The sequence below is a fragment of the Ruegeria sp. AL11 genome (assembly GCF_056540865.1).
On the sequence record NZ_JBQFXO010000001.1, the window covers coordinates 249,741 to 270,511 of the forward strand.

The 20,771-nt window shown below is 58.9% G+C and carries 17 protein-coding genes; 10 read left to right on the forward strand and 7 right to left on the reverse strand.

Annotated elements, in window-relative coordinates; genetic code table 11:
* The first annotated feature begins 30 nt into the window (after positions 1 to 30).
* The 5 genes from ACR0IP_RS01260 to ACR0IP_RS01280 all read left to right on the forward strand — a co-directional run bounded on the left by ACR0IP_RS01260 (position 31) and on the right by ACR0IP_RS01280 (position 7,460).
* Complete coding sequence (locus ACR0IP_RS01260) at positions 31 to 1,251, forward strand: N-acetylmuramoyl-L-alanine amidase (RefSeq protein WP_170373984.1); 1,221 nt, start codon at positions 31 to 33, stop codon at positions 1,249 to 1,251.
* A 94-nt stretch (positions 1,252 to 1,345) separates the two neighbouring features.
* Complete coding sequence (locus tag ACR0IP_RS01265) at positions 1,346 to 3,835, forward strand: penicillin-binding protein 1A (RefSeq protein WP_480523336.1); 2,490 nt, start codon at positions 1,346 to 1,348, stop codon at positions 3,833 to 3,835.
* A gap of 112 nt (positions 3,836 to 3,947) precedes the next feature.
* Complete coding sequence (gene prfB / locus ACR0IP_RS01270) at positions 3,948 to 5,072, forward strand: peptide chain release factor 2 (protein WP_170373982.1); 1,125 nt, start codon at positions 3,948 to 3,950, stop codon at positions 5,070 to 5,072.
* A 190-nt stretch (positions 5,073 to 5,262) separates the two neighbouring features.
* Positions 5,263 to 6,663, forward strand: a complete 1,401-nt coding sequence (locus ACR0IP_RS01275; protein WP_480523338.1) for an amidase — start codon at positions 5,263 to 5,265, stop codon at positions 6,661 to 6,663.
* Positions 6,664 to 6,686: 23 nt separating this feature from the next.
* Positions 6,687 to 7,460, forward strand: a complete 774-nt coding sequence (locus ACR0IP_RS01280) for a DUF2189 domain-containing protein (RefSeq protein WP_170688831.1) — start codon at positions 6,687 to 6,689, stop codon at positions 7,458 to 7,460.
* A 2-nt stretch (positions 7,461 to 7,462) separates the two neighbouring features.
* On the opposite strand, the gene ACR0IP_RS01285 is transcribed toward ACR0IP_RS01280, so the two are convergent.
* From ACR0IP_RS01285 to ACR0IP_RS01295, 3 genes are all read right to left on the reverse strand, one after another.
* Positions 7,463 to 8,155 (reverse strand): helix-turn-helix domain-containing protein, encoded by a 693-nt coding sequence (locus ACR0IP_RS01285; protein WP_480523341.1) that lies wholly within the window; start codon positions 8,153 to 8,155, stop codon positions 7,463 to 7,465.
* A 280-nt stretch (positions 8,156 to 8,435) separates the two neighbouring features.
* Positions 8,436 to 8,996, reverse strand: coding sequence for an acetolactate synthase small subunit (gene ilvN / locus ACR0IP_RS01290; protein WP_170373979.1), 561 nt, complete (start codon positions 8,994 to 8,996; stop codon positions 8,436 to 8,438).
* A 66-nt stretch (positions 8,997 to 9,062) separates the two neighbouring features.
* Positions 9,063 to 10,814: an acetolactate synthase 3 large subunit gene (locus ACR0IP_RS01295; RefSeq protein ID WP_480523343.1), complete on the reverse strand. Its 1,752-nt coding sequence runs from the start codon at positions 10,812 to 10,814 to the stop codon at positions 9,063 to 9,065.
* Between the two features lie 425 nt (positions 10,815 to 11,239).
* On the opposite strand from ACR0IP_RS01295, the gene ACR0IP_RS01300 reads away from it, so the two are divergent.
* Together ACR0IP_RS01300 and ACR0IP_RS01305 are read left to right on the forward strand one after the other, a co-directional pair.
* Positions 11,240 to 12,085 (forward strand): HalD/BesD family halogenase, encoded by an 846-nt coding sequence (locus ACR0IP_RS01300; protein WP_480523345.1) that lies wholly within the window; start codon positions 11,240 to 11,242, stop codon positions 12,083 to 12,085.
* A 46-nt stretch (positions 12,086 to 12,131) separates the two neighbouring features.
* The gene (locus tag ACR0IP_RS01305; RefSeq protein ID WP_480523347.1) at positions 12,132 to 12,515 is read left to right on the forward strand and encodes a bleomycin resistance protein; all 384 of its coding nucleotides are present in this window, start codon (positions 12,132 to 12,134) and stop codon (positions 12,513 to 12,515) included.
* Positions 12,516 to 12,594: 79 nt separating this feature from the next.
* On the opposite strand, the gene ACR0IP_RS01310 is transcribed toward ACR0IP_RS01305, so the two are convergent.
* Positions 12,595 to 13,233, reverse strand: a complete 639-nt coding sequence (locus ACR0IP_RS01310; RefSeq protein WP_480523348.1) for a response regulator transcription factor — start codon at positions 13,231 to 13,233, stop codon at positions 12,595 to 12,597.
* Complete coding sequence (locus tag ACR0IP_RS01315) at positions 13,230 to 14,663, reverse strand: cache domain-containing protein (protein WP_170466340.1); 1,434 nt, start codon at positions 14,661 to 14,663, stop codon at positions 13,230 to 13,232. The genes ACR0IP_RS01310 and ACR0IP_RS01315 overlap by 4 nt, the downstream gene beginning before the upstream one ends.
* Positions 14,664 to 14,911: 248 nt before the next feature.
* On the opposite strand from ACR0IP_RS01315, the gene ACR0IP_RS01320 reads away from it, so the two are divergent.
* The 3 genes from ACR0IP_RS01320 (at position 14,912) to ACR0IP_RS01330 (ending at position 19,413) form a co-directional block, all read left to right on the forward strand.
* Positions 14,912 to 15,994 (forward strand): TRAP transporter substrate-binding protein, encoded by a 1,083-nt coding sequence (locus ACR0IP_RS01320; protein ID WP_170373973.1) that lies wholly within the window; start codon positions 14,912 to 14,914, stop codon positions 15,992 to 15,994.
* A gap of 120 nt (positions 15,995 to 16,114) precedes the next feature.
* The gene (locus ACR0IP_RS01325) at positions 16,115 to 17,041 is read left to right on the forward strand and encodes a TRAP transporter small permease subunit (RefSeq protein WP_170466343.1); all 927 of its coding nucleotides are present in this window, start codon (positions 16,115 to 16,117) and stop codon (positions 17,039 to 17,041) included.
* 17 nt (positions 17,042 to 17,058) lie between these two features.
* A complete protein-coding gene (locus ACR0IP_RS01330; RefSeq protein WP_170553241.1) occupies positions 17,059 to 19,413 on the forward strand; it encodes a TRAP transporter large permease subunit in 2,355 nt (784 codons plus the stop codon).
* A gap of 125 nt (positions 19,414 to 19,538) precedes the next feature.
* On the opposite strand, the gene ACR0IP_RS01335 is transcribed toward ACR0IP_RS01330, so the two are convergent.
* Together ACR0IP_RS01335 and ACR0IP_RS01340 are read right to left on the reverse strand one after the other, a co-directional pair.
* Positions 19,539 to 19,928 carry a VOC family protein gene (locus ACR0IP_RS01335; RefSeq protein WP_170373970.1) on the reverse strand — a complete coding sequence of 130 codons (390 nt, stop codon included), beginning with the start codon at positions 19,926 to 19,928 and terminating at the stop codon, positions 19,539 to 19,541.
* A 7-nt stretch (positions 19,929 to 19,935) separates the two neighbouring features.
* Positions 19,936 to 20,760, reverse strand: a complete 825-nt coding sequence (locus tag ACR0IP_RS01340) for an arginyltransferase (RefSeq protein WP_170373969.1) — start codon at positions 20,758 to 20,760, stop codon at positions 19,936 to 19,938.
* Positions 20,761 to 20,771 lie beyond the last annotated feature (11 nt).

The window sequence follows — 20,771 nt, forward strand, 5'->3', positions numbered from 1 at the left end:
GCTCAAACGATCTCGGGAAAACTTGAGGCCATGAGCAGGATTTTCTATTGCATCGCGCTGATCTGGGCGCTGTCCGGTGCCGCATTGGCGCAGGACTTCACTGCGTTGGCGCGCGTGCAGCCGGACCAAAGCCGCATCATCGATTCCGGTCGCACGGCGGTTCAGGTCGACCTTGGCGTCAGTCAGGGTGTGCCTTACCGCATTTTCACGCTGCGCGATCCCTACCGCATGGTTCTCGACTTTCAGGAGGTCGACTGGACTGGCCTCAACGCCGAAGAATTTCTGCAAACCGACCGGATAAGCGGCGTGCAGTTCGGGGCCTATGTCCCCGGCTGGTCCCGTATGGTGCTGGAACTGGGCGCACCGATGGCGGTGGACACGGCCGAGTTGCGTTTGGATGAGGCCTCGGGCGCGGCGCTGTTGACCCTTCAATTGGTCGGTACCGATTTTGACACGTTCAACGCGTCCGCTGGCGTGCCGCAGAACCACGGCTGGGATCTTCCAGAACCCGCCGTCACCACGTCCGAGGTCCCGCGCAATGTGGCGCAGGTCATGCGGGTGATGCTGGACCCCGGCCATGGCGGTATCGACCCGGGCGCCGAATTCGGTGGCATTGACGAGAAAACCATGATGCTGACCTTCGCGCGTGAACTACGTGAATTACTATTAAGGTCAGGTGGTTACGAGGTGGTGCTGACGCGGGTAGAGGATCAGTTCGTCTCACTAGAGCGTCGTATCGCTCTGGCACACAGGGCGGGTGCAGATGTGTTTATCTCGCTGCATGCCGATTCCCTCTCCGACGGGCAGGCCCACGGCGCGGCGGTCTATACCTTGTCCGAGGATGCCTCGGACGTGGCCAGCGTCAAACTGGCCGAGCGCCATGATCGGGGCGATCTTTTGTCTGGGGTCGATCTGAACGGGGCAGATGATCAGGTCACCGATGTGCTGCTGGATATGGCGCGGCAGGAGACCAAACCCCGCACCACATCACTTGCTGGCGCGATTGCCAATGGCATGGCGCAACAGGGCGGGCCGATGAATCGTAAACCGCTGCGCACCGCATCGTTTTCGGTGCTGAAGGCGGCAGACATACCGTCCGTTCTGGTCGAACTTGGGTTTCTTTCCAGCCCCAGAGACTTGAAAAACATCAAAGATCCCGAATGGCGCGCCAAAATGGCGCTGGGGATTTATCAGGGGCTCGAGGACTGGCGGCAGCAAGATGTGATCAGGCGGTCCTTGATTGGACAGTGACCTGACGACGCAAAACGGCTAGAATGCGCTTGTGGTTTTGACCCTCGGGCTTGGCATCCCTATATAGGCGGCAGCGCGAAAAAAAGGCAGTGACGTGATCCGGTTCATTCTATCGATTTTCGGGGCAGTTTTCAGCCTCGTGACTTTGGGTATCTTCATGGTTGCGCTGGTGATCGGCGCGGTCTTTTGGATGTATGGCCGCGACCTGCCCAGCCACGAGTCGCTGGCTCAGTACAAGCCGCCCACGATCAGCCGGATCTATTCCGGTGAGGGTCAGTTGATCGACGAGTTCGCTCAGGAACGTCGTCTGTTCACCCCGTCCGAGGAAATCCCCGACCTGGTGAAACAGGCCTTCATTTCTGCGGAAGACAAGAATTTCTACACCCATCAGGGCTATGATCCACGCGGCATCATCGCTGCTGGTGTCGAAGCTGTACGCACCAAAGGTGAAACTGTTCGCGGTGCCTCGACCATCACGCAGCAGGTGATGAAGAACTTCCTTCTGTCAGGCGACCGCCGGGCTGAGCGCAAGATCAAGGAAATCATCCTCGCCACCCGGCTTGAGGATACGCTCGACAAGGAACAGATCCTCGAGCTTTATATGAACGAGATCTTTCTGGGTCAGAATTCCTATGGCGTGACCGCTGCGGCGCAGACCTATTTTAACAAAACCCTGCAGGAACTGGCTCCGCATGAGGCCGCGATGCTGGCCGCGATGCCCAAGGCGCCGTCGGACTACCACCCGGTCCGCCAAGAGGAACGCCTGCTGGCTCGCCGCAACTATGTGCTGCGGGAAATGAACCAGAACGGATACATCGATCAGGCGACCTATGAAACCGAGGTCGAGATGCCTCTGCGTTCGGTCCAGAACGGGGATTTCGAAAGCTTCCGCACTGCCTTGCCGCCGCGCGATTACTTCACCGATGAAATCCGCCGTCAGCTGAGCGAAGACTTTGGCGAGGGTGAGTTCTTTACCGGCGGCTTTACCGTTCGCGCCTCGGTCGACGAAGAAATGCAGGTCGAGGCCGCGCGTGCGCTGCGCGAGGCGTTGCAGAAATACGACCTGTCACGTGGCAGATGGCGTGGGACCGGCGAAGAGATCCCGGAGGAACAGCTGGCGGATGAGGCCCAATGGCGCGATGCACTGGCGCAGATGGAAATCCCCCGTGACGTTGTACTGCCGACCCAATGGTATCCCGCCGTTGTGCTGGACGTGGCCGAGCAACAATTGACCGTCGGTATTGAGGATGGCCCTGCCGATGGCACCATCCCACGCTCTGACATCAAATGGATGCAGGGCAACTTCTTTGATAATTTCAAACGCGGCGATGTGATTCTTGTCATGGCCGGGGAAGAGGGCCAATGGTCCGCCCGTCAGGTGCCCGAAGTGCAGGGCGGCTTTGTCGCGATGGACGTGAACTCGGGCCGCGTTCTGGCGATGCAAGGCGGGTTCTCGTATCAGGACACCGTGTTCAACCGCGCCACGCAGGCGCAGCGCCAGCCGGGGTCGAGCTTTAAACCCTTCGTATACGCCGCCGCGCTGGACAGCGGCTATAGCCCGGCGACCATCGTTGTGGACGCGCCGATTGAGGTGAACACGCCGCAAGGTTTGTGGCGCCCGAAGAACTCGTCGAACAAGTTCTACGGCCCGACGCCACTGCGCACCGGAATCGAACAGTCGCGGAACCTGATGACCATCCGTCTGGCGCAAGAGGTCACGATGCCCGTTGTTGCGGGCTATGCGGAACGTTTTGGTGTCTATGATCGGATGGGTTCGTTTCTGGCCAACTCGCTGGGGTCCGAGGAAACTACACTGTATAAAATGGTTGCGGCCTACGCGATGTTCGCCAATGGCGGTGAGCGGGTCGAACCTACTCTGGTCGACCGGATTCAGGACCGCTTTGGCAAGACGATCTATCGCCATGACGATCGCCAGTGTCTCGATTGTAACTCTACCTGGTTGGAGCCAAACGAGTCGCCGACCATTGAAACCAATCGCTCTCAGGTCATGGATGCGATTACCGCCTATCAGCTGACCTCAATGATGAAGGGCGTTGTGGATCGTGGGACAGCGTCGCGCTATGTCAACCTGCCGGTGCCGACGGCGGGCAAGACCGGAACGACCAACGAATCCAAGGATGCTTGGTTCATCGGCTTCACCTCGAACATCGTGGCCGGTTGCTATATCGGTTATGACCGTCCGCGCCCGATGGGCCGGGGGGCCTATGGCGGCACCATGTGTGGGCCGGTTTTCCAGAGCTTCATGGAAAAAGCCGTTGAGAAATACGGCGGTGGTCCGTTCGAAGTGCCCGAGGGTGGTCATTTCATCAAGATCGACCGTTTCAGTGGCGCGCGCCTGCCTGATGACGCATCCGGCGAATATGTCGTGGCCGAGTTCTTCCGGGATGGTGTGGATGGGTTTATCGACCGCGTTTATGACGGCGGCTTTGCCATCGGATCGGACCTTCCGCTGTTCGAAGAGGCGCAACGCGCAGGCGTTCAGGTCCAGACCTCGACAGGTAGCACCGTCACTGTTGGCCCCAAAGCCTCGCAAGGGGACTTGAGTACCGGCGGCCTTTACTGATCGCTTTGCAAAATCTCTGACGGCCAGACGTGCAATCCCGTCTGGCCCGTCTTGTGGTGGCCTTCTGCTCTTGCTATCACGCAGTCCTGTTTGACCAAGTTGGGGCAAGACCATGCGCGCCGAAACCCAGAATATCGTGGCGGAAATCGAAAAGTCGCTAGAGCTGCTGGCGCAGCGTATGGACTATGAAACCGCGCCCCATCGGCTTGAGGAATTCAATGCGCGGGTCGAGGATCCGAACCTGTGGGACAGCCCCGAGAACGCACAGAAACTCATGCGCGAACGGCAGATGCTGGTCGACGCGATCGAGACCTACGAGTCCATCAAAACTGATCTCAGCGACAATATCGAGCTGATCGAGCTGGGCGAGATGGAAGAGGATGAAGAGGTTGTTCAGGACGCCGAAGCCTCGATCAAGTCTCTGAAGGACAAAGCCGCCAAGAAAGAGCTGGAGGCTCTGCTCGATGGCGAGGCTGACAGCAACGATACCTTCCTCGAGATCAACTCGGGCGCGGGCGGGACCGAGAGCTGCGACTGGGCCTCGATGCTGGCGCGGATGTATGTGCGTTGGGCGGAAAAGAAGGGCTATACGGTCGAGCTGCAATCCGAAACAGCGGGTGAAGAAGCCGGGATCAAGTCGGCGGCCTACAAGATTTCCGGTCACAATGCCTATGGCTGGCTAAAGTCGGAAAGCGGCGTGCATCGTCTGGTGCGAATCTCGCCTTATGACTCGGCAGCCAAGCGGCATACCTCGTTCAGCTCGGTCTGGGTCTACCCCGTGGTCGATGACAATATCGAGATTGAGGTGAACCCAGCCGATATTCGTATTGATACCTATCGGTCCTCGGGCGCGGGTGGACAGCACGTGAACACCACGGACTCGGCTGTGCGGATCACTCACATCCCGACCGGGATCGTTGTGACGTCGTCCGAGAAGTCGCAGCACCAGAACCGCGATATCGCCATGAAGGCGCTGAAATCGCGCCTCTACCAACAAGAGCTGGACCGCCGGAACGCCGATATCAACGCGGCGCATGAGGCCAAGGGAGATGCGGGCTGGGGCAACCAGATCCGGTCTTACGTCTTGCAGCCTTATCAGATGGTGAAGGATCTGCGGACCAATCATGAGACTTCGGATACCAAAGGTGTTTTGGACGGAGATCTGGATGGGTTCATGGCGGCGACGCTGGCGTTGAACGTAGCGGGCAAAAGCCGGTCCGAGGCGCAGGGCGACTAAGTCTGCGCAGGGGGCGCTGCCCCCGCCGCGGCAAGCCGCGACTCCCCCGAGATATTTTTAGCCAGATGAAGGGGATCCGGGTGGTGCTTAGCCATTCGGGAAAAGATGTATTTAAACAATGGGTTTTATTGGTCGGGGTGCGCGGCTAGGCTGGATATGAATTCAACGGATCGAGGCGATTGCAACCCGGATGGATGTCACTCAGCTTTCCGCAAAGGCGCTGATCGGTCGGCTGTCATCTAGTGCTGTTTCGGCGGTCGAGGTGATGGCTGCGACTTTGGCGCGGATCGAGGCCGTGAATGGAGCGGTCAATGCGATTGTGGCGCTGCGCGATGCGGATGATCTGATGGCCGAGGCGGTGGCGCTGGATGCGGGTCCCAAGCGGGGGCCATTGCATGGGGTGCCGATTGCGGTGAAGGATCTGGTCAATGTCGCCGGGATAGTGTCATCGCAGGGATCGCCGCTGTTTCGCGATTTTGTGCCCGAACAGGACGATCTGATTGCGGCGCGGATGCGCGCGGCGGGGGCGATCTTGATTGGTAAGACCAACTCACCCGAGTTCGGGCTGGGGTCGCACACGTTCAACCCGGTCTATGGCGCGACTCGGAACCCCTATGACGGCGCGCGTACCTGTGGCGGGTCGTCTGGCGGCGCGGCGGTTGCGTTGGCGACTGGGATGGTCGCGTTGGCCGATGGCTCGGATATGATGGGAAGCCTGCGAAACCCGGCCGCGTGGAACAACATTTACGGATTTCGCCCCAGTTGGGGGCGGGTACCGGCGGAACCAGTTGGAGATGGGTTTCTGCATCAGTTATCGACTCTGGGTCCGATGGCGCGCAGCCCTGAGGATCTGGGGCTTTTGCTCGACGTGATCTCAGGCGCTGATCCCCGGTCATCTTTGGTCACAGATGCCGGGCACGTGAGTCCCGTTGAAGCCGCTGATCTGCGCGGGGCGCGGATTGGGTGGTTGGGAGATTGGGGCGGCGCGTTTCCGATTGAGGACGGGATTCTGGACCTTTGCCGCGATGCCCTAGGTGTTTTCGAAGACCAGGGCGCAGTGGTTGAAGATGTGTCTCCACCCTTCGGTGCCGAAATGATGTGGGACAGTTGGGTTACCCTGCGGTCCTGGGCGGTGGCAGCGGGACTGCAGCCGTTGCGGGGCAATTCAGAGGCCTTGAAGGACAGCGCACAGTGGGAGTTAGAGCGGGGCTTGGCGTTATCCGCGATGCAGGTGCATGAGGCCAGCGTTACCCGGTCGGAGTGGTTCCGGCGGGCGGCTGAGCTGTTTCAGAACTATGATGCTTTGGTTTTGCCGGCCGCACAGGTCTGGCCGTTCGATGTCGAGCCGCCGTATCCGCGTAAGATTATGGGGCAGGCGATGGATACCTATCATCGCTGGATGCAGGTGACGGTGCCGGTCAGCCTGATTGGTTTGCCCTGTCTGGCTGCGCCTGCCGGGTTCGGAGCGGAAGGCCTGCCAATGGGCTTTCAGCTATTTGGGCCCAAGGGGTCGGATGCGCGGCTACTGTCCATGGGTGCCGTGTATCACGACGCAACGACATGGCCGCAGAAAAGACCCGCGATGAGATAGGGCCAGACGGGGAGGAGAAACAGATGGAAAGACCTTTCGGAGCGCCTCAGATGCGCCCTGTTGACAGTGGGATGCTGAAACAGGCGATGCGGCGGGCGTGGGTTGACCTCCGCAGGGCGCCGCTGTTCGGCTTGATATTTGCGGGGTTTTATGTGCTGGCGGGCTGGGCGATCGCCTGGGTGACCCTTCGGACGGGAACAAGCTATTGGCTGGTCCTCGCCGCGATCGGGTTCCCTCTGATCGGACCGTTTGCGGCGGTCGGGCTTTATGAGGTCTCACGTCGCTTGGAGGCGGGGGAGGAGCTTGATTTCAAGGCGATATTCGGAGTCGTTTTACAACAGAGCCGCCGCCAGTTGCCCTCAATCTCCGCGATCATCGTGGTGATGTTTCTGTTCTGGTTCTTTCTGGGTCATATGATCTTTGCCCTGTTCATGGGGCTGTCGACGCTGACGAACGTGTCTTCGTCGCTCGAGGTATATCTGACGTCGAACGGGTTGATGATGCTGGCCGTAGGGTCGGCCGTCGGGGCGGTCTTTGCCACCATCCTCTACATGATCACCGTGCTGTCCATCCCGATGCTGCTGGACCGCGAGCTGGATTTCGTGACGGCAATGATCGAGAGCTTCTCTTACGTGAAGGCCAACTTTCCGGTCATGATCGGGTGGGGCATTTTCATCGCCGTGCTGACGTTTGTCGCGATGGTGCCGTGGTTCCTGGGATTGCTGCTGGTGCTGCCGCTTTTAGGTCACGCAAGCTGGCACCTGTATCGCCTGATCTGCGAGGATGACCCGAGCTAGCGCTAGTCGGGCCTGTGGGCCTTTATCAGCTTGCGCGCGGCGCCGAGCGCATCTGTTGCATCCTGCCCCAGCCGGGTCAGGGTCACGGGGCGCGCGTCGTCTTTGTCCGGGCGCGTGTAGCTTGTACCTTGCCAGAGGGTATCTTTCTTGCTGACCACATAGACCCGGCTGTTTTGGCCGTTACGACCGGAAATCAGCATGTAGACATAATCGCCGGAACAGCTCGCTATACCGCGCACCTCTCGTGCCATGGATGGGCTGCCGGGCATCACGCTGCGCGGTGTGAAGCCACGGATCAACGTGCATTGTGGCAGCCGTTTGGCGTGCAAAACAATGGACGTCCGGGTGTCCGTCGCCGCATAAAACCCCGGCGGAAAGGTGCAGTCGTGGGTGGCCTGAGCGCCCGAGCCGAGGAATTGCGTCAGAGTGGCGTTCACATGATGCGTATTGGCATCCGGGATGTCGTCAAGCGGGGTCAGAACGATACGGGCATCCACATCAAAGAAGCGGCATATCCGGTCCAGAACATCCGCGCGCGGAAAGCTCTCGCCCGCAAGATACCTGTTGAACTGCGTTCGGTTGATGCCTAGTTCGCGGCACAATGCAGAAATCGAAGGGTAGTTTCGCGCCAAGCGTCTGAGGTTCGCGCCGAACATGGCGCGAAGTTCGTCCGGGCTGCGCGTATCCTCTGGCATCGGTTCCCCCTGCATCGGCGGTTTCAGTCGTGAAAACAGCGGTGCAGATCGGCAGACCGGATGTGTGACCGAAATCGTAAAGATGACCCCAAAGCAACGTTTCCCCACGCCGCGTTGCACCAGAGATGCTAATCCGACGTTGGGTAAAGGCAATAGGTATTTGTCTACTGGGGGTGACCTTTACAGTTTATTTGCAGGCTTTTTTGCGCGAAGTATCAAATAGACATTTGCCGAAAAAAGCGAAGGGTCCCGGCGATGCCCTGCCGGGACCTTGCAGTTGTCAGTCGCCGCGCAACAGGGCAGCAACGCCAGTTCTGGCGATTTCGACGAGCCCCAACGGGCGCATGAGGTCAGCAAAAGCATCGATCTTGTCGGGAGCGCCCGTGATCTCAAATATGAACGAGTTCAACGTGCTGTCGACCACATTGGCGCGGAAGATATCGGCCAGACGCAGCGCCTCGACCCGCTTGTCGCCTTCGCCAACGACCTTGATGATCGCCAGTTCCCGCTCGACCGAGGGGCCTTCGACAGTCAGGTCATGGACCTCGTGAACCGGCACGATACGGCCCAGCTGTGTTTTGATCTGTTCGATCACCTGCGGGGTGCCGGTGGTCACGATGGTGATGCGGCTAAGGTGCCCAGTGTGGTCGACCTCGGCCACGGTCAGGCTTTCGATGTTGTAGCCACGGCCCGAGAACAGGCCGATCACGCGGGCTAGAACGCCCGGCTCGTTCTCAACCAGAACCGCAATCGTATGGCGCTCCTGCACGTCCGAAAAGGTCGGGCGTAGGTTATAGGCCGAATGGCGGGTAGAGCCTTTTTTGATATGTAGGGCAGACATTTACGTCCCTTTCATCATCTTGCGAAAATCGGGCGTCGGGCGCCCGGTCAATTCCGACGAATGTTGTTAAACCAGAACCGAACCTTTGGAGTCGATCACGCCCTGCGTTTCGGCCTCGCCCAGCAGCATCTCGTTATGGGCTTTGCCCGACGGGATCATGGGGAAGCAGTTCTCGTGCTTTTCAACAAGGCAATCAAAGATTACCGGACCGTCGTAGTTGATCATCTCCATGATCGCGTCGTCCAGATCGGCTGGGTCGGAGCACAGGATGCCCTTGGCCCCGAAGGCCTCGGCGAGCTTGACGAAATCGGGCAGGGCCTCGGACCACGAATGCGAGTACCGCTCACCATGCAGCAGCTCCTGCCATTGGCGGACCATGCCGAGGCGTTCGTTGTTCAGAATGAACTGTTTCACCGGCAGACGGTACTGAACGGCGGTGCCCATTTCCTGCATGTTCATCAGCCACGAGGCCTCGCCCGCCACGTTAATCACCAGCGCATCCGGATGGGCCATCTGCACACCGATTGAGGCCGGAGTGCCATAACCCATCGTGCCCAGACCGCCTGAGGTCATCCAGCGGTTGGGGTCCTCGAACCCAAGGTACTGCGCGGCCCACATCTGGTGTTGACCAACCTCGGTCGTGATATAGCGGTCGTGGTTTTTCGTCAGCTCTTCAAGGCGTTGCAGCGCGTATTGCGGTTTGATCGTCTTCTCGCTGTTGGTGTAGGCGAGGCAGTTGACCTTGCGCCAGTCGGCAATCTGCTCCTGCCACTTGGCGACGGAGGCCGCATCGGTCTTACGTCCGCGCGATTTCCAGACCTTCAGGATATCTTCCAGCACATGGGCGACGTCGCCGACGATCGGGATGTCGACGCGGATCACCTTATTGATCGACGAAGGATCGATGTCGATATGCGCCTTCTTTGAGTTCGGCGAGAACGCGTCGATCCGCCCGGTGATCCGGTCGTCGAACCGCGCGCCGATGTTGATCATCAGGTCGCAATCATGCATCGCCAGGTTGGCCTCGTAGAGACCATGCATACCCAGCATGCCCAACCAGTTCTCACCTGACGCCGGATAAGCGCCAAGGCCCATCAGGGTCGAAGTGATCGGGAAACCGGTCGCATCCACCAGTTCACGCAGCAATTGGCTGGCTGCGGGGCCCGAGTTGATAACGCCGCCGCCGGTGTAGAAAACGGGTTTCTTGGCGGTTTCCATCGCGGCGACCAGTTCGGTGATCTCTTCCAGATCGCCCTTCAGAACAGGCTGATAGCGAGAGGTCGAGGCCTTGGGGCCGGTATAGTCTCCGGACGCAAACTGTACGTCCTTGGGAATGTCGATCAGCACCGGACCCGGACGGCCCGAGGTGGCGACGTGGAACGCCTCGTGCATGGTCTCAGACAGAGAATCCGTGTCCTTCACAAGCCAGTTATGCTTGGTGCAGGGGCGGGTGATGCCAACGGTGTCGGCCTCTTGGAACGCGTCCGAGCCGATCATGAAGGTCGGAACCTGACCGGTCAGAACAACAATCGGGATCGAGTCCAGCAACGCATCCGTCAAACCGGTGACCGCGTTGGTCGCGCCGGGGCCGGATGTCACCAGCGCAACGCCGGGTTTGCCAGTCGACCGGGCATAGCCTTCGGCCGCGTGGACCGCGCCTTGCTCATGCCGCACCAGGACGTGGCGAATGTCGTTTTGCAGAAAGATCTCGTCATAGATCGGTAGGACGGCGCCACCGGGGTATCCGAATACTGTGTCCACGCCCTGATCCTTGAGGGCCTGAACCACCATCTTTGCGCCGGTCATCTCACGTGTCATCTGCTTTGCTCCGTTCGCGACATGTGTCTTGCGTTTGCCAAAAAAAAGCCCCCGAGTTTTTCGGAGGCGCATGGGTTCGATTGTGGTTTTCCGTTACCGGCCCATACGCGTGTTTCCTACGATTACGACTAGCGTGTTCATCGCCAGAGGCTCCTTATCAGCTTGCAGGGGACATTATGTTCGGCACGACGGAGCGTCAACAGTCAATCGTATGAATTTCATGACCGGATTGATGAATTTTGCGACATTTTGTTGCGCAAAATGACGCATGTCGGGAATTTCCGGTAAAGCAGAAGGGGTCACGTGGTGTTTTGACGGATTTCTGACTTGTCTAAATCCGCCAACGCGATGTCTGAAATGAACCAGAAGCGCGCCATGTGCTGCGGCAGGCTAATTGCTAAGAGGGGCAAATAAGGAGGTCGGCCTTGCTGCAGGAACTCGTGGATTTGGGGCGCTATCCGATTGATCGTCCGGACTCGACCGCGTACCGCCAATTGATCGGTGATCTGCGCCGAGAGCTAGAACATGACGGATGCGCGGTTCTGCCGGGCTTTGTGCATAAGGGCGGGTTGGAGCAGTTACTGGTAGAGGCAGATGCCGTCGCGCCCAAGGCTCATCGGTCTTTCAACCGTACGAATGTTTATTTCACCAAGGATGACACCAGCTATGGGATCGGGCATCCGGTACGTCGTTTCTATGACCGGTCGAATGCGTTTGTGCCCGCGGACAATTTCCCTAGGTCAGGTCCTCTGCGGCGCATCTACGAGTTCAACGGCTTTCTGCCCTTCATTCGCGATGCGCTGGATGAGCCTGAGGATCGGTTCTTTCGCTATGATGATCCGCTGGCGGATGTCATCATCAACGTCGTGGAAGAGGGGCAGGGGTTTCCCTGGCATTTCGACACCAACAACTACACTGTCACTTTGGCTATTCAGAATGCCGAAACAGGCGGTGCGTTTGAATATGCCCCGGATCTGCGCAGTTCAGACGACGAGAATTTTTCGGCGGTAAGGGCTGTTCTGGACGGCAATATGCAGGCCGTTCACCGGATCGACTTGCAGCCCGGTGATCTGCAAATTTTTAAGGGTCGCTATGCCCTGCACCGAGTTGCGCCGGTTGAAGGCGCGCGCAAGCGCTACGTTGGCATCTTCTCGTTTGTGGACACCGAAGGTATGTGTGGCGGGGTTGAGAGGACGCGGCAGCTCTATGGCCGGGTTCTGCCGCATCACTACGCACGTGAGGGCCGCCGGGCTGATGAATTGTTGGACTGAGTTGCCGACACAGGTAGGTTAGGGCCCATTCAGGGAGGGCTTTGGCATGGCGCGTATATTGCAACTCACTCCATTTGTTTTGTGTTCGTCGTTGCAGAACCAGATTGATTTCTATTGTGAGCGCTTGGGATTCAGCTGCGGGTTTCGACAGGACAATTATGCTTTTCTTTCGCGCGGACCGGTGGCTATTCGGCTGCTGGAATGCCCGCCGCGAGACGATGGCAAGCTGCTGGGTGAAGAGCAGTCCTTTTACATAGATGTCGAGGGGCTTGATGCGCTGTATGATAGCCTCAAACCGAGGTTGGAAGATCTGCCCGACGGACGTGTGCGCCCTCCGTTTGATCAGCCGTATCAGCAACGCGAATTTCACGTTATTGACGAGGATGGGACGTTGATCTTTTTCGGCGAGGATATCAGGCCGCGCGGGTAACCCTCCCGCCCATCGTCAACGCGCCTGCGGCGCGCCTCCTCTAGTTGGGCCGGGCAGCGTGTGCCGCGCTGCGGGAGGCTCAGAAGCCGACGCCGGTGCCCTGTAACACGCCATGTTCCAGCGCATAGCGGGTGAGGCCCGCTGTTGAGGAAATGCCCAGTTTACGTTTGATGTTCTTGCGGTGGGTCTCGACCGTCCGGACCGAGATATCGAGCGTTTGGGCGACTTCCTTGTTGGATTTGCCCTGCGCCAGTTCCAGAAGGATGGTCTGTTCGCGCCCGGTCAGGGCTTCGCGGGCGCTGTCGCCTTTGGGTTTCAAGGACCCACTGGCGCCGGTGCATAGATATTGCTCGCCCTTCATCACGGCATCAATCGCCTCTTTGATCTCGTCCGTGGGGACGTCTTTCAGCACGTATCCTTTGGCCCCATGGCTGAGAGCGGTCGAGATGTATTCGGGGCTGTCATGCATCGACAGGATCAAAATGCGGGTTTCGGGCAGGCGTTCGAGGATCAGTTCGGTCGCGCTCAGGCCGCCAAGGCCGGGCATGTTCAGGTCCATCAGGATCACGTCTGGTGCCAACTCGGCCGCGTGATCAACGGCGGCCTGACCGCTGCCCAGAGTGCCGACGACCTCAATCTCATCATAGCTTTCGAGGATCGACTGGATGCCCTCGGCCACCATGGGGTGATCGTCGACAATGAGGACTCGGATGGTCATGTCCCGGCCTTTCGGTTCGGTGTTGCGTCTTCCTGCGGCGGCAACAGGTGGCTGAGGGGCAGGCTGACTTCGATCACCGTGCCCCCGTGCGGGCCGCGTGATGACAGAATACGCAACGTGCCGTCAAGCTGTTCGATCCGTTCCTGCATGTTGCGTAGCCCGATGCCGGTGCCGCTCTGATCCGGTTCAGAGCGCAGCCCGCGCCCGTCATCGGTGATCCGCATGGTCGCGCCTTTCTTGTGCCCGCGCAGATCGATTGTAACATGCGAGGCGTCTGCGTGGCGCTCAATATTGGTCAAAGCTTCTTGAGCGATGCGGTAGAGGGCGATCTTGCTGTCCTGATCCAGCCGGTTGCGGAAAACGACGGTCGAAAACTCGGTTTCGATCCCTGTGCGTTCGCGGAAGTCATCTGTCAGCGCCTTGAGGGCCGGGCCGAGGCCCAGATCATCCAGCACGCCGGGGCGCAGGTCGCGGCTGATGCGGCGCACTTCGGTGATCGCCGTGCCAAGGTGATCTATGCCCTTGTCCAATGGGGCCTGCGCGCCCGCGTCGTCGCCTCGGGACAAGCGCCTTCGCGCATTGTCCAGCGCATAGCGGACTCCGACAAGGATCTGGCTGATCCCGTCATGCAGTTCGCGCGCGACGCGGCCGCGTTCTTCTTCCTGGGCGTCGAAGACCCGCTGGGTCAACTCTTTCAGCTTGGCATCCGCCAGCCGACGCTCGCGTATGTTCAGCAACATGCCCGAGGCAAACACGATCAGAACCGAGGCCACAACGATGGCACCGATATACATAAAGGTGCGCTGGACCCGGTCCTCGACCTCGGCGCGGGCATTGGCGACGGTCGCCAATATGTCGTCGATGAAAACACCGGTGCCCACGGCCCAACGCCAATCCTGCAGGCCCACAACATAGGCGATCATCTGCGCCTCTTCCCCGGTCGAGGGCTTTTCCCACATGAAACTGTGCCAGCCTGCACCTTGGCGTGCGAGACGGATGAACTCATCCACGACCGGAGTACCGTCGCTGTCGGTCAGACCGTCCCAATTGCGGTTGATGAACTGTGTCTGGCGGGGGCTTACCAGGTTCGTACCGTCATAGTCATAGACAAAGAAGAACCCGTCCTGTCCGTAGATCATCGCCGAAAGGATCTGCGTGACCAGCGTTTTGGCGACATCATCGTCAGGTTCAGCGCGCCCGTAGATATAGGCAAACCCGTTGCGCGCCTGTGTGACATAGTTCTTCAGTTCTTCCTTCTTGGCTTCGATCAGGCGTAGCTCCAGCGCCTGTATTTCGCGCTCGGATGTTGCGCGTGCCTGATAGGCGACCAGAAAGGCAATGGCCGCGACGGCAACGACCAAAGGGATGGCCGCAACCAAAGACAGTTTCTGCGCATAAGTCAGCGAAACCAGATGTCGGAGTCTTTGCATGGTCGAATCGATACGCAAGCGGCGGCGAAAATGCAAAAAGATTGAGCGTTTCTGGGTGTAAATGCCCTCGGGAACGTGGGATGGCTGGCTTTTTTGCCGGTTTTATCTGCGAAAAACGGGCAGAAATTCGGGTTTCTACGCAGTAGTAGGTATTCCCTTTCATATCCCTGCCTCTAGGCTCCGATCCATTGAAAGCGACAGGCCCGGACACCTCCGGGTGATGACTTATGAAGGGGAGGAACACTCATATGGATCGTCGTTCATTTCTGAAGAAATCTGCTCTTGGCGGCTCGGCTGCTGCGGCAACCGCACTGGCGGCACCGGCTTATGCGCAGGGTCAGCGGACCCTGACCATGGTGACCTCGTGGGGTCGTGGTCTTGCCGGCGTGTTCGACAGCGCGCAGCGCTGCGCCGACAGCATCAATGCGATGTCCGATGGCAGCCTGAACGTAGAAATCAAAGCTGCAGGCGAGCTGGTTGGCGCGTTCGAAGTGTTCGACGCCGTTTCGTCGGGTCAGGCCGACATGTACCACGCGGCGGACTACTACTTTGTGGGTCAGCACCCGGGCTATGCCTTCTTCACCGCTGTTCCGTTCGGCATGACCGCGCAGGAACTGGTGAACTGGTACTACCACGACGGCGGCATGGAGCTGCATGACGAGCTGGGCTCGATCTTCGGTCTGAAATCCTTCCTGGCAGGTAACACCGGTGCGCAGGCAGGCGGCTGGTACTCGAAAGAGATCAACGGCCCCGAGGATTTCCAGGGTCTGAAGTTCCGTATGCCGGGTCTGGGTGGCCAGGCGCTGGGCAAACTGGGCGCATCGGTTCAGAACATTCCGGGTTCGGAAGTGTATCAGGCGCTGTCCTCGGGTGCGATTGACGGCACCGAGTGGATCGGCCCCTGGGCGGACGAAAAAGCGGGCTTCCAGGAAATCACCAAGACCTACTACACCGCGGGCTTCCACGAGCCGGGCGCAGGTCTGTCGCTGGCAACCAACCGCGACGTGTTCGACGAACTGACACCGGCCCAGCAGAAGATCATCGAGATCGCAGCTGCCGAAGCGCACCAGTGGAACCTGGCGCAGTTCCTGGCCAACAACGGTGCAGCTCTGCAGCGTCTGCAGTCGGGTGGCGTGAAGGTCATGGAATTCCCAGACAGCGTTTGGGATGCGTTCGGTCAGGCTTCGCAAGAGGTTCTGGACGAGAACATGGGCGACGAGCTGTTCAAGAAGATCCACGACAGCGCAATGGCGTCGATGGCATCGTCCTCGGGCTGGCTGAACCTGTCGTCGGGTGCCTACACCGCTCAGCGCGACCGCGTTCGCGGCTAATCCCAAGTGAACTGACCAAACGGTTTCCCCGCAATCGCGGGGGAGCCTTTCTTGTTGCATATGCGCGGACCCATCATGCCGCTATAATTTGCAGTGCAACTGACGTGACCCGGGGACAACATGCAGGACGATAACGGTATCTCGTTTTTCGGCGCCCTGTGGAATGGACTGATCTGGTTCATTCAGAACATTGCCGAAGCCTTCTATAATTTTGGATATGCGATCACGCATCCGCAGCTGTGGCTGGATTGGTCCGACAAAGAATCCATCATGCGCTTTGTCTACTACGGAGGCTCGGTCGAGTTCTTCTTCGTGGTTTTCACGCTGTTTCTGGTGCTGACAGCCATCGGCCTCTACTACCGAAACGTGATGTGGGGCATGGTGCGCGGGCTCGAGGCATTCGCCAACACAACCGGGCGGTTCTTTGCCTGGGCGGGTTTGCTGATGGTGATCCAGCAGATCGTTATCGTGTTCATGCAGCGTGTCTTTGCCCGGCCTGATATGTCCTTTGGTCTGGGTATTCCCTTCAATCAGGACATCAGCTGGTTTGCCGAAGAACTGAAGCTTTATAACGCGATGGTCGTCTGCCTGTGCTGCACTTACACCTTCGTGCAGGGCGGGCATGTGCGGGTTGACCTGATCTATGCCGGTATTAGCCACCGTGCCAAGCGCGTCGTTGATATGTGTGGCGCCGTTCTGTTCATGATGCCAATGGCCGTGCTGACCTGGATGTATGGCTGGTATTTCATGTGGCGGCACCTGATCGTGCCGAAACCCTCGGCCAGTGACACGCTGGACAGGCTGGTGGCCAAGTCGCGCGCCCTGCGCTGGAACGTGGAAACCATCGGCTTCAGCCCGAACGGTTTCAACGCGTATTTCCTGTTCAAAATCCTGCTCGTGATCTTTGCGGGCATGGTGTTCCTGCACGCGGTTGCCTTCCTGTGGCGGTCGTATCTGGAATACGTGGAAGGGCCGGAAAGCGCCGGAAAATACCTCGACAAGGATAGCCTTGGTGAGGGTGAAGAAGCCTACGAAGGCGCACATTAAGGACGGAGACCAAGACAATGCTATTCGGACTTGATGGCGTCGAGATAGGCCTCATTATCGTATTCTTTTGCCTTTTCGGAGGCATTCTTTCAGGCTTCCCGGTGGCCTTCGCCATCGGTGGGGCAGGTGTGATCTCCTTCGGGATCATCGCCGCGCTGGACAGCGCCGGACTGCTGATCCACCAGGCGATTGACACTGGCTCACAAGCTTACCGAGACCTAGTGAATTCCGGGGTGAAACCCGATACGGTCTCGGTTTTCCGATACCCGGACTTACCAAGGATAGGCGAGCCGGTCTTCCCCTCAGGTTGGGAAACCGCGCTGGACCGGAACGTTTCCTTCATCGTCAACCGCATGAACGAACGGGTTCTGGCCGGTCAGTCGATTGAAACCCTTCTGGCCGTGTTGATGTTCGTTCTGATGGGAATCACGCTGGAGCGTTCCAAGATCGCCAATGACCTGCTGACAACGATGGCGCGTGTCTTTGGACCGCTGCCCGGTGGTCTGGCAGTGTCGATTGTTGTCGTGGGTGCGTTTCTGGCCGCCTCGACCGGGATTGTTGGTGCGACCGTGGTGACCATGGGCCTTTTGGCGCTGCCGACGATGTTGCGAAACAACTACTCGCCCGAGTTGGCGACAGGTGTGATCGCGGCCTCGGGGACACTTGGGCAAATCATCCCACCCTCGATCGTGATTGTTCTTCTGGGTACGCTGGCGGGTGACCTTTATTCGACGGCACAGGAAGAGCGTGCGGTCGAGGCGGGCTGTACCGATGCGCTGACCTTTTTGGGGGAACCTGCGGTGGTCTCGGTTGGAACCTTGTTCCAAGCGGCTTTGTTGCCGGGGATCATGCTGGCGTTGCTCTACGCGCTCTATGCCTTTGGCTATGCGCTGCTGAATCCGGACAAGGCTCCGGCCGTTGAGCTGTCGGGTGGCTCTGGTGAGACGATCACCCGCTCTGAGGGTCTGACCTGGCTGCTGGGTGCGCCGGTTGCGATCATCGTCGGTGCGGTGCTTCTGGGCAGCGCGGGTGTGATCGGCAGCCAGAACATCTCGGTCTCGGCCTTCTCGGATGTGGGGCAGGGTGCGTCTTTGCGCACGAATGTCTCGGCTGAGTGTCAGGCCTCGATGATCGAGCTGCATGGCCAATCCGCCTGGGATCAGGCCGTGGCCGAGCAAGAGGCAATCGACGCCGCCGGTGGTGTTGCCAGCGCCGAGCGCCTGAGCGAGGAGGAACTCGCTGCAGCCCGTGACGCCAAGATCGCCAATGCGGCTCCGATCGGAACGGGCGTTTCGATTGTGGTGGTGCTGCTGGCGCTGACCTTGGTTCTGGGTCGTGGCATCGCGCCTTCGCGCTCGCCGCAACCTCTGATAGTTGGGGCGATTGGCCTGTTGTTGATGCTGTTGGTGGATATTCTCTTCATCCAGCCGACGACCTCATCCGGGGCGACATTCGTTTTGCTGGCAATCCCCTTCGCCATCGCGATCTACGGCTGTAAAGAGGCCGCCGCCCGCTGTGCCACCAACGATCTGATCCGAGTAGTGTTCCCGCCGCTGGTTCTGATCATCGCGGTGCTGGGTTCGATCCTTGGCGGTGTTACCAATCCGACACCTGCTGCGGCACTGGGTGCCGGTGGTGCGATCATGTTGGCTGCTTACCGCAAGCTGCAGGATCAGGGCCGGTCCGGTAGTGTGATCATCTGGTCGACCTTTGCAGTCATCATCTGTCTGCTGATGGGCGTGAATTTCGATCTGCGGATCAATCAGGGCAATGTCCCGGTTGAGACCTGGATCGCCTTCATCCTGGCTTATGCGACGTATCTCTACGCGCTGTTCGGTCTGTTGTTCGGCTGCTGGGTCCTTTTCTCCAGCGGGGTTCTGACGCCCGTGGTGCGCGAGACGGCGAAGGTGACCTCGATGGTGTTTACCATCCTGATCGGGTCGCAGCTGCTGAACCTTGTGGTGATCTCCTTCGGGGGTGAGCATTACATCCAGCAGTTCCTGCGCAGCTTTGACAACGAGTTCACGGTCTTCCTTATCGTGATGCTGGTCTTGTTCATTCTGGGCTTTGTGCTGGACTTCCTCGAGATCATCTACATCGTGATCCCGATTGTTGGGCCGGTGATCTATGGCGGGTCGTTCGATCCGAAATGGGTGACCATCATGGTGGCGGTGAACCTGCAGACCTCGTTCCTAACGCCTCCGTTCGGGTTCGCCTTGTTCTACCTGCGAGGGGTTGCGCCGAAAGAGGTGACGACGGGCCATATCTATCGCGGCGTCGTACCGTTCGTGATCATTCAGGTCGTCGGTATTGCGATCCTATGGTTCTTCCCGACCATTGTGACCATCGTGCCGGATCTGATCCCGAATTGATCCGCTAAGTCTAATCCAAAAGAAATAGGGGGCCTGCGGCCCCCCTTTTTGCTTTCTTGTTTAGGGTTTAAGGCGAAGCGCTTTCGCGGACTTTAAAAGAGTTCTCTTCAGCCGGATGAACAGGATCAGGCGAACTGGATGAGGTCCCAACGATTGCCGAAAGGGTCCTGCCAAACCGCGACTGTGCCATAGGGTTCAACACGAAGCTCTTCTTCGAAATGGACACCCTTTGCCCGCATTGCTGCGTGATCGCGTTGGAAGTCATCGGTTTCCAGAAAGAACCCAACACGACCTCCGGTTTGGTTGCCGATAGCGGCCTCTTGTTCGGCCCCGTCGGCCTTGGCGAGCAATAGAGAGGCCTCGCCCGAACCCGGCGGCGTGACGAGGACCCAGCGTTTCCCGCCTCCCAAATCAATGTCTTTGGAAAGGGTGAAGTCCAGCGTTGCAGTGTAGAAATTGATCGCAGCATCGTAGTCAGGCACCACAAGGGTGACAGCGTGCAGGCTCTGTTTCATGAAAGGATCAGCCTTTGGTGGGGTGGCGGTCGGGCAGTTGGATGTTTGCCACTTGCTCAGCTATCGGGGCCGAGGCGAGAGGGTGGTGCGAGGCATCTGCGAAAGCCTCGGGGTTGGAGATTTTCTCCCAGCGCCCCTGAACATAGGCCTCCAGCCCCGAAAACTTGGCTTTGTAGCCCATTTTCGGACTGCCGGGGACCCAATAGCCCAAGTAGATATAGGGCAGGCCAGCCTCACGCGCGATCTCGATATGGTCGAGGATCATGTAGGTGCCTAAGGAGTTCTGCGGCTGGTTTGGATCGTAGAAGGAATAAACCATGCTGAGGCCGTCATCCAGAACATCGGTCAGACTGACGGCGATCAGGTTTCCGGTTTCAGGATCGGCATATTCCACAACGCGGCTGCGGATCGGGGTTTCCTCGATCATCGCGGCGAACTCGAAAACGTCCATATCGGCCATGCCGCCATCAGCGTGGCGGGTATCGAGGTAGCGACGGAACAGCTCGTACTGATCGTCGGTGGCCCAAGGCGAGGTTGCGCGGCGCTCTAGATATCCATTGCGTTTGGCCGCGCGTTTCTGGCTTTTGGTCGGGCGGAAGGCCGAGACGTCGATCCGGGCGGAAAGGCAGGCGGCGCAATCGGTGCAGGATGGTCGATAGAGAACGTTCTGCGACCGGCGAAACCCTTGTTGGGACAGCGAATTGTTCAACTGATCCGCGCCTGCGCCTTGCAGAGCGGTGAAGAGTTTGCGCTCCATCCTGCCCTCAAGGTAAGGGCAGGGCTGGGGGGCCGTCACATAGAATTGTGGCGCAATTGGCAGCGTGTGTCGCATGAAGGTCCCAT

Excerpts from the sequence above, each read along its gene's own strand:
- ACR0IP_RS01275 (WP_480523338.1), top strand. The coding sequence starts at position 5,263 with ATGGATGTCACTCAGCTTTCCGCAAAGGCGCTGATCGGTCGGCTGTCA.
- ACR0IP_RS01325 (WP_170466343.1), top strand. The coding sequence starts at position 16,115 with ATGCAGGACGATAACGGTATCTCGTTTTTCGGCGCCCTGTGGAATGGA.
- ACR0IP_RS01310 (WP_480523348.1), bottom strand. The coding sequence starts at position 13,233 with ATGACCATCCGAGTCCTCATTGTCGACGATCACCCCATGGTGGCCGAG.
- ACR0IP_RS01280 (WP_170688831.1), top strand. The coding sequence starts at position 6,687 with ATGGAAAGACCTTTCGGAGCGCCTCAGATGCGCCCTGTTGACAGTGGG.
- ACR0IP_RS01335 (WP_170373970.1), bottom strand. The coding sequence starts at position 19,928 with ATGAAACAGAGCCTGCACGCTGTCACCCTTGTGGTGCCTGACTACGAT.
- ACR0IP_RS01330 (WP_170553241.1), top strand. The coding sequence starts at position 17,059 with ATGCTATTCGGACTTGATGGCGTCGAGATAGGCCTCATTATCGTATTC.
- prfB (WP_170373982.1), top strand. The coding sequence starts at position 3,948 with ATGCGCGCCGAAACCCAGAATATCGTGGCGGAAATCGAAAAGTCGCTA.
- ACR0IP_RS01295 (WP_480523343.1), bottom strand. The coding sequence starts at position 10,814 with ATGACACGTGAGATGACCGGCGCAAAGATGGTGGTTCAGGCCCTCAAG.
- ACR0IP_RS01340 (WP_170373969.1), bottom strand. The coding sequence starts at position 20,760 with ATGCGACACACGCTGCCAATTGCGCCACAATTCTATGTGACGGCCCCC.
- ACR0IP_RS01320 (WP_170373973.1), top strand. The coding sequence starts at position 14,912 with ATGGATCGTCGTTCATTTCTGAAGAAATCTGCTCTTGGCGGCTCGGCT.
- ACR0IP_RS01315 (WP_170466340.1), bottom strand. The coding sequence starts at position 14,663 with ATGCAAAGACTCCGACATCTGGTTTCGCTGACTTATGCGCAGAAACTG.
- ACR0IP_RS01305 (WP_480523347.1), top strand. The coding sequence starts at position 12,132 with ATGGCGCGTATATTGCAACTCACTCCATTTGTTTTGTGTTCGTCGTTG.
- ACR0IP_RS01285 (WP_480523341.1), bottom strand. The coding sequence starts at position 8,155 with ATGCCAGAGGATACGCGCAGCCCGGACGAACTTCGCGCCATGTTCGGC.
- ACR0IP_RS01260 (WP_170373984.1), top strand. The coding sequence starts at position 31 with ATGAGCAGGATTTTCTATTGCATCGCGCTGATCTGGGCGCTGTCCGGT.
- ilvN (WP_170373979.1), bottom strand. The coding sequence starts at position 8,996 with ATGTCTGCCCTACATATCAAAAAAGGCTCTACCCGCCATTCGGCCTAT.